The organism is Meridianimaribacter flavus (genome assembly GCF_004366715.1).
Lineage (GTDB): Bacteria > Bacteroidota > Bacteroidia > Flavobacteriales > Flavobacteriaceae > Gaetbulibacter_B > Gaetbulibacter_B jejuensis.
Genome location: NZ_SOQZ01000011.1, coordinates 1 through 4,296, shown reverse-complemented (window position 1 = coordinate 4,296; position 4,296 = coordinate 1). Strand labels below are relative to the sequence as shown.

At 35.4% G+C, this 4,296-nt stretch carries 1 protein-coding gene; it reads right to left on the bottom strand.

The window, feature by feature from the left end; genetic code table 11:
• Positions 1 to 4,172 (bottom strand): choice-of-anchor L domain-containing protein (locus tag A8975_RS14455; protein WP_208325379.1); only part of this gene is annotated, 4,172 nt, incomplete at its 3' end.
• Between the last annotated feature and the right edge of the window lie 124 nt (positions 4,173 to 4,296).

The following is a 4,296-nucleotide window of genomic DNA, read 5'->3' as shown; positions in this document are numbered from 1 at the left end:
TCATTTGTGTAGTTATCTTTAGAATATACCAATACGCCATTACGGTTGAATATCTCTAATCGTGTTACACCATAACTACTTAAATCAAATGTGTCGTTCTGTCCTGGACTCACTCCTGGGGAAATACCCTCTGGTATTATACAACTCTCTAATTCAACGATATCAATACCTGCTATATAACTACATGTTGTTGTATTATTAATAACTTCAATCTCATAATATCCAGCAATCAATACTGGTATAGTTAATCCGTTTTCACCATCAATAAGACCTCCATCTTGATACCAATTAATTGTTACTTCAGATTCTTGATAGTTTTCAGGAATTGCTGTTATTTCAATTGGTATTGTTGCGTTAGGGCAAACCTCATAATCAAAATCTGTTGGGAAAGATGTAAATAATGGGTCTTCAACAACTAAGTTAAGACTAGTAGTAGAGTAACACTGTGTTGTATTGTTTGTTACTCTTACATAAACTGTTTGTGGGTCTGACAAATTAGTATAAGGACTTGTTAGCTCACCTACATTATCAATAGCATCTTGTTCAGTTAAATGATAAGATATTGTAAAATCATCTGGGTTTTGACCTTCAGCTAAAACTTCAGCATCAGCGTCATATAAATAAAACTCTCCAAAACCTGATTCATCACAAGCAATTAAATCGGAAGGAGTACTTTCAACTTCAGGGTTTGGTAAAAACTCGATTACAATTGTATCAGAAATGATACATTGAGGGGAGAAAATAATTTGAGTTGTATATTCTCCAGCTTCAGTTACCTCTAATATAGAAGTTGTTGCTCCTTCAATTAAAAATCCGTCTTTATACCAAACGTGATCTACTTGAGGTGCTTGAGTGTCTAAAACAACAGGCTGCCCATCACAAACTGCAGTTCCAGCATCAATTGTTATATCAACACCTAAGTCTACTTCTCCAATATCAAAACTACCTGCTTTAAGGAATACTCCAGAATCTAAAGCAGAATCAGTTGCATCAGCAATAACAAGTTTAATATGGTAGGTTTCACCAATATTAACTGCAGACTGAGCAGTAAATACGTTTGTTCTACCATCAAAAGATATTGGTGGTAAGTTATTAGGTGTGTATCCTCCAAAATACTGTTCGTTAATAGCTGGACAACCAGGGTTTTCTGGGTGAATATTAGTTACTAAAATAGGTGTATTAGTTCCTGGTAATACAGCTAGGTTAGTAGTAATTCCATTCTCATCAGTTAATAAGAAGGCAAATGCATCTGAATATGTACACTCAAAGGTTCCTCCTGTGCTTCCATTATATTCTTCGGATGCCATAATGAAATCAAAACTAATTTCATCGTTTAGAGGCACGAAATCAAATTCTATAATAGACGCATTATTAGAAGTAATTCCTACTGTATCATTTAAATCAGCATCTCCTAACCAAGCATTAGTACCATCACTCATAGCATTATCATTAGGTCCTCTAGCTTTACTAGCATCTCCAGATGTTAATAAAATTCCGTTTTCAAATGGGAATCCATCACTTTCTCTATAGAAGTATCCGATACCATTTGTTTGACCGAAATCAGTTCCTGTTGAATATGTAATGTTTGATACTTGAGCACAAGGACTATCAATTAAAATATCAAGAACTAATTCTTCAATAGTATAAGTTGTTTGGTCAACTACTATATTACCTGGGGAAGGTCTTATACATAGATCAAAAGTTGTTGTATTATCTTCTCCATCAAACGAGAATACTCTTACATAATATGTATTACCAACAACTAAGTTTGTTACCGCTCCAGCAGTTTCAGTTGTACAATATAATTCGGTTAAATTATCACATGTTCCTTCGTAAACACCAAAATCTAAATTGAATGTTCCTCCAGCGATGTTTGCTAGAGAAATAATTTGTGCTTCACTATTAGCAGTAAACTCAAACCATACATCATCATGTGGGTTTCCAGCACATGTTCCAGATGGCACGCCAGAATCTGTTGCTGCTAGTACTGTACCTGGTGTAACTAATGTGCAGGAATCATCTGTATTAACTGAAGCAACTGTTGCATTACATGGATTGTCATTGTCTGGTGGACAAGCTAATTGCTGTATTGCAGGACTATTAATTACACAGTTCCCATCTTGATCGTTACTTATTGTTACTATTACATCTTGTAAGAAAGGGAATGGTCCAATTTGATAGGTTCCTTCAGCATTAGCTGGAACTGTATCAGCATTTATATTGTTTGATATTGTTAATGATGTTGCATCACCCATAGAGGTAACATTTACATCAATTAAAAACTGATCTCCATTATCACAATCATCAACTATAGCATACGTAGCTTGCGGATTAATACATGTAGCACAACTAACAGTTATATCAAGTGGTGTATAACCTTCAGTTTCACAACTAAATACACCATCAGCAGTTACTGTAAATAATATTGTATCTCCTAAAGATTGATAGTTTACTCCAGAAACATCTCCATTATTTCCATAAAAATCTGGTGGTGTTAACTCGGTTCCATCAGTATCATAAATATGTAATTCATCCCAACCATTTTCTACTTGTCCTGAGTTAATTACAAAATTAAGCGGTGTTCCGTCACTACTAGTAAAAGTAAATACGTTGGTATCGTTATTTTCATAACAATACACAAAGTTTACTGGACCAGCTGTACAGTCTACTACATAATCCAAGCAAATTTCTTGGGTTAAACTTGGGCTTAAAAGAGCACAATTGGCATCATCGTCATTAACAACAGAAATTTCAACTCCTGTGTTATTAGCAAATGGTCCAAAAGTATATATACCTGTGGCATCAACATTTTGAGGTGTGCTACCTTGGTTATCACTTATTGTAATTGTTCCTGCCGATCCTAAATCGGTTAAATTTACATCAACAAAAAATTGTGGTCCATTAATACAATCACTAACTACTTCATAAGTCGCCACTGGATCTACACAAGTGTTTTCTGTAATTGTTAATGTGTAAGGAGTACTTTGAGGTGATGGCCATGTTGAAATTACTATATAATAGGTTGTTCCTCCAGTAACAGAGAAGTTATCAATTAACATATCTCCTCCGGCAAATCCATTTACAGCTCCTGTTTCACATTGTGTTCCTATGTTGGCACAATCTGTATATACAAAAATACCTGTATACGTACCAATTCCTGACAATTCAATATCAATTGAAGTATCAACTGCTGGTGTATATGAATATACTACATCATCTCCTCCTAAATAACCAAAACCTACACCACAATCGTCTCCAGGTCCTCCAGTATAATCATCTCCATAATTAGAAGTGTCATCTGTTGTTACATAAGGTAATGGAGTGGTTACCATTATTGGATTACTACATGTTTCTCCAGGTCCACTAATTCTATAAACAAATGGTCCTGCCCAGATACTAAACCCATCTGCATCACAATCTGCCCTAACATAAAACTCATAATCAGTACCTTCGGTTAAATCTGTTATTTGTAAACTGTTAGTCCCTACAGAAACTCCTGAATCGGCTTCAGTTGGCACTGGTCCTCCTGCAACTTGATTAATAACTTCCCAAGCATCTTCGGTTCCTCCTTCAATCCAACTTAAATCTACTGTTGTTGCATTAACTAATGCATCTAAACCTGAAGGATTATTACATGTAGAATTATAAACATGTACATTATCTATCATCCAATACCAAGCCCAAACATCTCCATCATCATAGTAAAACCTAATTTGCATATTAGCATTTGCATAGGCTGTAATATCTATATGTTGTTCATCTGGTGTAGCAAAAGTTCCTACGTCTGCTGTTTGGTTTAATACTTCTACCCATGCAGAACCGTCATAAACTTCTACAATAGCAGCATCTCCACCAATACTATTAAAGTACTGCTGGAAATCTAAAAACAGTCCTGTTGCTGCTGAACTATCAAAAACAGGTGAGGTCAATGTCTCTTGAAGCAACGTTCCATTTCCGTTAGCATCACTGTCTACAATAGCTCCATTTGAACCATCTAAACTGTTAAAACCTCCCTGTAATCCAGATACCCAAGAATCTCCTGTTGCAGCTCCTCCATCTGTAATTGTCCAGGTTGCTGGTATTTCTGTATCAAAATTTTCTTGCAAATAAGTCTGCGACTGCATTGACAAGCAAATAATGAAAAACGAAACAAATAATGTAATTTTTCTCATTAGGCTAGTGTTTTATATTAGTTAAGCTTTATTTTTCAAAGCAATATTACATAGGTCCACCACTAACGATGATGAAGTCCGACCTTCTGTTCATCTGGTGTTGTTCCTCTGTACATCCTGAGCC